Annotated in this window: 8 protein-coding genes; 4 read left to right on the top strand and 4 right to left on the bottom strand. The window is 73.2% G+C overall.

Going from position 1 to position 6,356, the window contains the following annotated elements; genetic code table 11:
• Positions 1–65: 65 nt before the first annotated feature.
• The 3 genes from AB0K37_RS39520 to AB0K37_RS39510 are packed head-to-tail and all read right to left on the bottom strand — an operon-like array spanning position 66 to position 1,518.
• Positions 66–230 carry a hypothetical protein gene (locus tag AB0K37_RS39520; protein ID WP_363990620.1) on the bottom strand — a complete coding sequence of 55 codons (165 nt, stop codon included), beginning with the start codon at positions 228–230 and terminating at the stop codon, positions 66–68.
• Positions 227–1,177, bottom strand: coding sequence for a metal ABC transporter substrate-binding protein (locus AB0K37_RS39515; RefSeq protein WP_363990617.1), 951 nt, complete (start codon positions 1,175–1,177; stop codon positions 227–229). The genes AB0K37_RS39520 and AB0K37_RS39515 overlap by 4 nt, the downstream gene beginning before the upstream one ends.
• A gap of 32 nt (positions 1,178–1,209) precedes the next feature.
• Positions 1,210–1,518, bottom strand: coding sequence for a DUF6703 family protein (locus AB0K37_RS39510; protein WP_363990614.1), 309 nt, complete (start codon positions 1,516–1,518; stop codon positions 1,210–1,212).
• Positions 1,519–1,546: 28 nt separating this feature from the next.
• Here AB0K37_RS39510 and AB0K37_RS39505 point away from each other — a divergent pair, with 28 nt between their 5' ends.
• The 3 genes from AB0K37_RS39505 to AB0K37_RS39495 all read left to right on the top strand — a co-directional run bounded on the left by AB0K37_RS39505 (position 1,547) and on the right by AB0K37_RS39495 (position 4,914).
• Positions 1,547–1,831, top strand: a complete 285-nt coding sequence (locus AB0K37_RS39505) for an antibiotic biosynthesis monooxygenase (RefSeq protein WP_185023288.1) — start codon at positions 1,547–1,549, stop codon at positions 1,829–1,831.
• A 140-nt stretch (positions 1,832–1,971) separates the two neighbouring features.
• Positions 1,972–3,357 (top strand): DUF1906 domain-containing protein, encoded by a 1,386-nt coding sequence (locus AB0K37_RS39500; RefSeq protein WP_363990611.1) that lies wholly within the window; start codon positions 1,972–1,974, stop codon positions 3,355–3,357.
• 168 nt (positions 3,358–3,525) lie between these two features.
• Entirely contained in the window at positions 3,526–4,914 is a 1,389-nt protein-coding gene (locus tag AB0K37_RS39495; protein ID WP_363990609.1) for a glycine--tRNA ligase, read from the top strand.
• Positions 4,915–5,040: 126 nt separating this feature from the next.
• Here AB0K37_RS39495 and AB0K37_RS39490 read toward each other — a convergent pair whose 3' ends face one another.
• Positions 5,041–5,718 (bottom strand): hypothetical protein, encoded by a 678-nt coding sequence (locus AB0K37_RS39490; RefSeq protein ID WP_363990606.1) that lies wholly within the window; start codon positions 5,716–5,718, stop codon positions 5,041–5,043.
• Positions 5,719–6,017: 299 nt separating this feature from the next.
• Between AB0K37_RS39490 and AB0K37_RS39485 the strand changes: the two genes are divergently transcribed.
• Positions 6,018–6,356, top strand: a 339-nt coding sequence (locus AB0K37_RS39485) for a hypothetical protein (protein WP_363990603.1), incomplete at its 3' end; no start/stop codon positions are given.

Genomic DNA, 6,356 nt, shown 5'->3' with positions numbered 1-6,356 from the left:
CCGGGTGTTCGCCGACTACGAGATCATGCAGCCGTTCCCGCAGCTCGGACGGGAGGTGCACGCGCTCACCGGTGAGGAGAGGGCGGCGGCCCGGCCGCGCCGTTCGGACCGAGGACGGCGAGCACGTCGCCGGCCTCCACCCGCAGGTCGACGCCGGCGAGCACCGCGCGGCCGTCCCGCCGGACGAGGCCGCCGGTCATCGCGAACGGCGCGGCGGTGGTCTCGTTCATGTGCACTCCAGCGCGGGCCGCAGGGTCCGCAGGTTCTCTCGCATGATCGTCATGTAGTCGCCGGACGCCCCCTCCGGCGCGCCCTCGGCCGGGTCGAGGACGGCCGTCCGCACGCCCGCCTCCCGCGCCAGGCTCCTGGCCACCCTCGGGCTGACCAGGGTCTCGGTGAAGACCGTCGTCGCGCCGGTGGAGGAGACGAGCCGTGCCAGCCCCGCCAGCCGCTTCGGTGACGGCTCGCCGGACGGGTCCACGCCCGCGACCGGGATCTGCCGGAGCCGGTAGCGGTCCGCGAGGTAGCCGAACGCGGCGTGCGCGGTGACGATCTCCCGGCGCGCGCAGGATCGCAGGCCCTCCTGGAACTCCCGGTCGAGGCCGGTCAGCGCCTGTGCCGTGGCCCGGGCGCGCTCCCGGTAGCCGGTCGCGTGCGCGGGGTCGGCGGCGGCCAGCCGCTCGCCCAGCGCGGCGGCCACGGTCGCCATCCGGCTCGGGTCGAGCCAGATGTGCGGGTCGTAGGACGCCTCGCGGTGCCGTACGCCGTCGTGGGCCTCTTCGTCGTCGGTCTCGCCGGGCGGGGGAAGCCTCGGCACGAGGCTCGCGGCGTCGAGCGACCTGCCCTTCGCGTGATTGCGGACCGCGTCGTCGACGGCGGGCTGGACGCCCTTGACGTAGACGGCGTAGTCGGCGTCCTGGACGTTCGCGACCTGCCGCGCCGTCAGCTCCAGGTCGTGCGGCTCGGTCCCGGGCCTGGTGAGCGTCCGGACGGACGCGTCGCCGCCGCCGACCTTCCCGGCGAGCCAGGCCATCGGGTAGAAGGACGCCACCACCGCGGTCCTGCCGGGCGGGACGTCCGCGCCGGCGTCGGCGCAGGCCGTCAGGCCCGCCGCGAGCCCGGCCAGGGCGAGCGCCGCGGCCGGCGCGGTTCGCAGGGCTGTGCGGAGAGGGGGCACGGTGCGATTATGGACGAAGATGAAAACGGTTGTCAAAACCGACCGATGCCGCGTCCCAGGGCGAATCCCACCAGTACGGCCAGCGCGGCGAGGCGCAAAATCCTTCCCGAGCCGTCCAGCGCGGGCCAGTTCAGGTAGGCGAACCAGCCGAGCGCGGCGGCGAGCACCAGCAGCCCGGCCGCGGCCACCCAGCCGGTTCCGGCCATGCCGATCACCAGCAGCACGAACACGGCGGCGAGCAGGACCCACCGCGGCATCCGGTGCAGGAACACCACCGGCGCCGCGCTGCGCCGCTCGACGGCCGCCCGCAGCCCGGTCGGCCGCTCACCTCTCGTCTCCACAGGCCCAACGTACTGCCAGGATGGACGGATGATCGCGATAACCCGGTACCGGGTGCCGGACGAGGAGTCCGGCGGCTTCGCCGAGAGCATGACCGCGGTGCTGGAGGCCCTGGCCGCGAGCACCGGCTTCCGCTCCGGCCGCCTCGCCCGGACCGTCGACGACCCCGGGCTGTGGGCCCTCGTCACCGAGTGGGAGGGCGCCGGGCACTACCGCCGCGCGCTCGGCGCCTACGAGGTGCGACTCCGGTTCATGCCGCTCGCCGCCCTCGCCGTGGACGAACCGGGCGCCTACGAGGTGGTCTCCTCCGCCTGAGCGGCCGCCCGGTCCGTCCCTCGCATGCCCGGTCAGAATGCGGGCAATCGGCGGTCAAGAAGCGACCCATCCCGGTTTCGCCGCCTCCGCCGAGGTCATCCCGCACATGATCATGCCGTGGCCCGCGGGGGGAGAACGTGATGCGCCATGCCGTCCTGTTCAGTGTGCCGTCCGGGGCGGCGGCCGTCGCCGCCGTCCTCGCCCTCGCCGGGACGGCCCCCGCGCGGCCCGCGCCCCCTCAGGCGGCCTCGCTCGCCCTGAGGGGGACGGACGGGAGCGGGGAGAGCCCGCACGGCCGCGTGGTCGAGTACCGGGGGCTGCGCGTCCCCGTCCCGGCCGGCTGGGAGGTGCACCGGCTCGACCGGCATCCGTCCCGGTGCGTCCGCTACGACCGGCACGCGGTCTACCTCGGCCGCCCCGGCCCGCAGCCCGACTGCCCCGCGCGCGCCGTCGGCCGCACCGAGGCCGTCCACATCCAGCCCGCGGGGGACGGGCGGACCGCGCGGACCGTCGTGCACGCCGACAAGCTCGCCTCGCTGACGGTGCGGCGGACCGCCGACCACGAGACGCGGCTCACCCTGCCCGAGGCCGGCGTCACGATCACCGGCGTGTACGGCGGGAGTCCGGAGGTCCTCCAGCGGATCCTGCGGGGCACCCGGCTGGCGGGCCGGTGGACCGCCGCGCCGTCCAAGCCGGACGTCCGCCGGACGGCGACCACCGTGCCCACGCCGCCGGCCGAGGGGACGGCGCCCGGCGGAGGCCCGGTGCCGACCGGATCCCCGGTGCCGACCGGAGGTCCGGTGCCCGCCGAGAGCCCGTCCTCAGGCCAGGGGACCGCCCTGGAGCGCTCGTGGGTGCGCGGCAGGGGATTCGACACCTGCACCGCCCCGTCCCTGGCGACCATGAGGGCCTGGCGGCCCTCGTTCAAGGTCACCAACATCTACATCGGCGGAGCGGCGCGGGGATGCGCCCAGCCGAACCTCACCGCCTCGTGGGTGAGGCAGGTGCGCGCCATGGGCTACCGCCTCACCGCCACCTACGTGGGCCTCCAGGCCCCGTGCGGCAGCCGCCCGCAGCGCTTCACCGCCGGGAGCGCCTCCTGGCAGGGCGCCCAGGCGGCCGCGGACGCCGCCCGCAGGGCCAGGGCGCTCGGCATCCCGGCGGGCAAGCCGCTCTACTACGACATGGAGGCCTACGACCACAGGAAGAGCGCCTGCCGGGCCGCCGTCCTCCGCTTCGTCGACAACTGGGTCGACCGGCTGAAGACCGAGGGCTACAAGCCGTGCCTCTACAGCAGCGCCAAGTCCGGCATCCGCGACGTGGGCCGGTCCTCGATCAGCAAGCCGTCCTGCATCTGGTTCGCCAACTGGGACGGCCGGGCCGGCGTGTACGGAGACCCGTTCCTGCCGGACGCCTGGTGGTCGCCGCACCGCCGCGTCAAGCAGTACCGCGGCGGCCACCGGGAGACGCACGGCGGGGTCACCCTGAACATCGACAGCGATGTCGCCGACGGGCGCGTTTACTAGTTCCTGCTCAGGGGCCCCCGTGCCCTAAGCTGGGGGCACTCTCCGGCGGCGGCGGCGCCCGCGCCGGAGCACATCACCGGGGATCACACTCGCCGCCGCCCGCCGTCGCCGCGGGACCGGGGCGCACTCACTGTTCCCGCCGACCGCCAGCCGGATGGAGAATCTTTCATGGCACGCCGTTCCGATGTGCTGGACACGATCGTCAACCTCGCCAAGCGGCGGGGCCTGGTCTACCCGTCGAGCGAGATCTACGGCGGTCTCCGCGCCTCCTGGGACTACGGCCCCCTCGGCGTCGAGCTGAAGAACAACGTCAAGCGCCAGTGGTGGAAGTCGATGGTGCAGGGCCGCGACGACGTCGTGGGCCTCGACTCGTGCGTCATCCTGGCGCGCGAGGTCTGGGAGGCCAGCGGCCACGTCCAGGCGTTCGTCGACCCGCTCACCGAGTGCCAGTCCTGCCACAAGCGCTTCCGGGCCGACCACCTGGAGGAGGCCTACGAGGAGAAGCACGGCCGCCCGCCCGCGAACGGCCTCGCCGACATCTCCTGCCCCAACTGCGGCGTGAAGGGCTCGTTCACCGAGCCGAAGATGTTCAACGGGCTGCTCAAGACCTACCTCGGCCCCGTCGAGGACGAGTCGGGCCTGGCCTACCTGCGCCCCGAGACCGCGCAGGGCATCTTCATCAACTACCTGAACGTCCAGCAGTCCGCGCGCCGCAAGGTGCCGTTCGGCATCGGCCAGATCGGCAAGTCGTTCCGCAACGAGATCACGCCCGGCAACTTCATCTTCCGGACCCGCGAGTTCGAGCAGATGGAGATGGAGTTCTTCGTCAAGCCCGGCAGCGACGAGGAATGGCACCAGTACTGGATCGACGAGCGCATGCTGTGGTACGTCGACCTCGGCATCCGCAAGGAGAACCTGCGGCTGTTCGAGCACCCGCAGGAGAAGCTGTCCCACTACTCCAAGCGCACCGTCGACGTGGAGTACCGGTTCGACTTCGTCGGCAGCGAGTGGGGCGAGCTGGAGGGCATCGCCAACCGCACCGACTACGACCTGACCACGCACTCCAAGGCGTCCGGCGCCGACCTGTCGTTCTTCGACCAGGAGTCCGGCGACCGGTTCACCCCGTTCGTGATCGAGCCCGCGGCGGGCGTCGACCGCTGCACGCTCACCTTCATGATGGACGCCTACGCCGAGGACGAGGCGCCCAACGCCAAGGGCAAGATGGAGAAGCGCGCCGTCATGCGGCTCGACCGGCGGCTCGCCCCGGTGAAGGTCGCGGTGCTGCCGCTGTCGCGCAACGCCGACCTGTCCCCGAAGGCCCGCGACCTCGCCGCGCAGCTGCGCCGCAACTGGAACGTCGACTTCGACGACGCGGGGGCCATCGGCCGCCGCTACCGGCGCCAGGACGAGATCGGCACCCCGTTCTGCGTCACCGTGGACTTCGACACCCTGGAGGACGACGCGGTGACCGTCCGGGAGCGCGACTCGATGAGCCAGGAGCGCATCGCCCTCAGCCAGGTCGAGTCCTTCCTCGCCGCGCAGCTCGTCGGCTGCTGACCCGGCTCCGGGCGACGCCCCGGTGACGACGTGACGGGCCGCCCCGTATCGGGGCGGCCCGTCTTTTCCTGGGAGCACCTCGGGGGAGGGTCGGCGGCCTCCCCGGGAGCTCCGGTCCGGCCTCTGTCAGCTGGTGACGTAGAGGGCCTGGTTGTAGGTGCCGGATCCGGCGACCGACTCGCCGCGCAGCGCGTACGTGGCGGTCACGGTGGCCGTGGACGGGCAGAGGAAGCTGCTGCCCGACTGCTTGCTGACCGTGGCGTTCTTCACGCCGACCTGCGCGTCGCTGCTGGTGGTGACCGGCCGCGAGGCGTTGGTGCCGTTGTAGCCGTTGGCGGTGAGGTTGCCGCCGAACACGCAGGTGATGCCGCCGAAGATGTCCACCACGGCCTTCACCTTGAAGTTCGCGATCGTGACGGTGGCGTCCCGGCCGCCGGTGTGCGCGGCGTCGAAGGTGACGTTGCCGCCCGTCCAGGGCAGGTTCTGCGCGGTGATCGTCGAGCTGGTGCTGCCGCTGCAGGGGCCGCCGCCGGTGCCGGTGAAGGTGGCGGAGCTGACGTTCAGCGCGCTGCCGTCGGAGTTGATGGAGCCGTTCATCGTCGACTGGCTGCAGGAGCCGCTGCCGATCGAGCTGCTGACCGTCGCGGTGCCGAGCAGCGAGGCCTGCACGTTGCCGGAGTAGGCGGCGGCCGTGGCCGAGCCCCTGCGGATGGTCGTGCCCGCTGCGTACGCGGGGGCGACCCCCGCGGCGAGGACGGCCAGGGCGGCGGTCCCGACGATCGCGGTCTGTCTGATTCGTGCCACCGGAGACTCCTCTGTCCGGTTCGGGGTGGGCATACGCGAAAGTAATTCGCATAAATCGCGCGGGCAATGGCGGGCGGCGGACTGCGCGCTGGCCAGATCGGGACACCAGCCAGTGTCTGCTGGTAAGGCCGTGTGGCCGAGGACGGGCAACGTCTTTGTCACGCAACCCGTCCTTGACGGACCCGCTTTCACGGCTCTCGCCCTGGAGTCAGGACGAGCGCCGCCTGGAGGAAAGTGGGCTAGGTTGGCGGGAACGCGCCCGGCGAGCGACCCGCCGGCGGACCGGGGAGGAGGGCGGAATGGGCGAAGCGCACCATCCCGCCTTCCGGCGGCCCGTCGCGCGGCTGCTCGTCGTCGTGCTCGGCCTCCTCGGCTTCGTCGCCGGACCGGTCGGCGCGGGCCTGCCGGCCGGTGGCATGCAGGGCAGGGCGCCCGCCACCGGCACGGTCTCCGGCATCCGGATCGGGGCCGCCCCCCAGGGGCCCGCCCGAACTCGCATCACCACCAAGACGCGCACGGCCGGACGCACGCAGACCGCCATCGCCGCCACCGCCCTTCGCGCGGCGGGGACGGCGGCGCCGTACGCCCAGCCCGAGCACGCGACGCCGCCCGCGTCCGGCGGCGAGACCCGGCCGCCG

This window comes from Actinomadura sp. NPDC049753 (assembly GCF_040674655.1).
GTDB lineage: Bacteria > Actinomycetota > Actinomycetes > Streptosporangiales > Streptosporangiaceae > Spirillospora > Spirillospora verrucosospora.
This window is presented reverse-complemented; position numbering and strand designations above follow the sequence as displayed.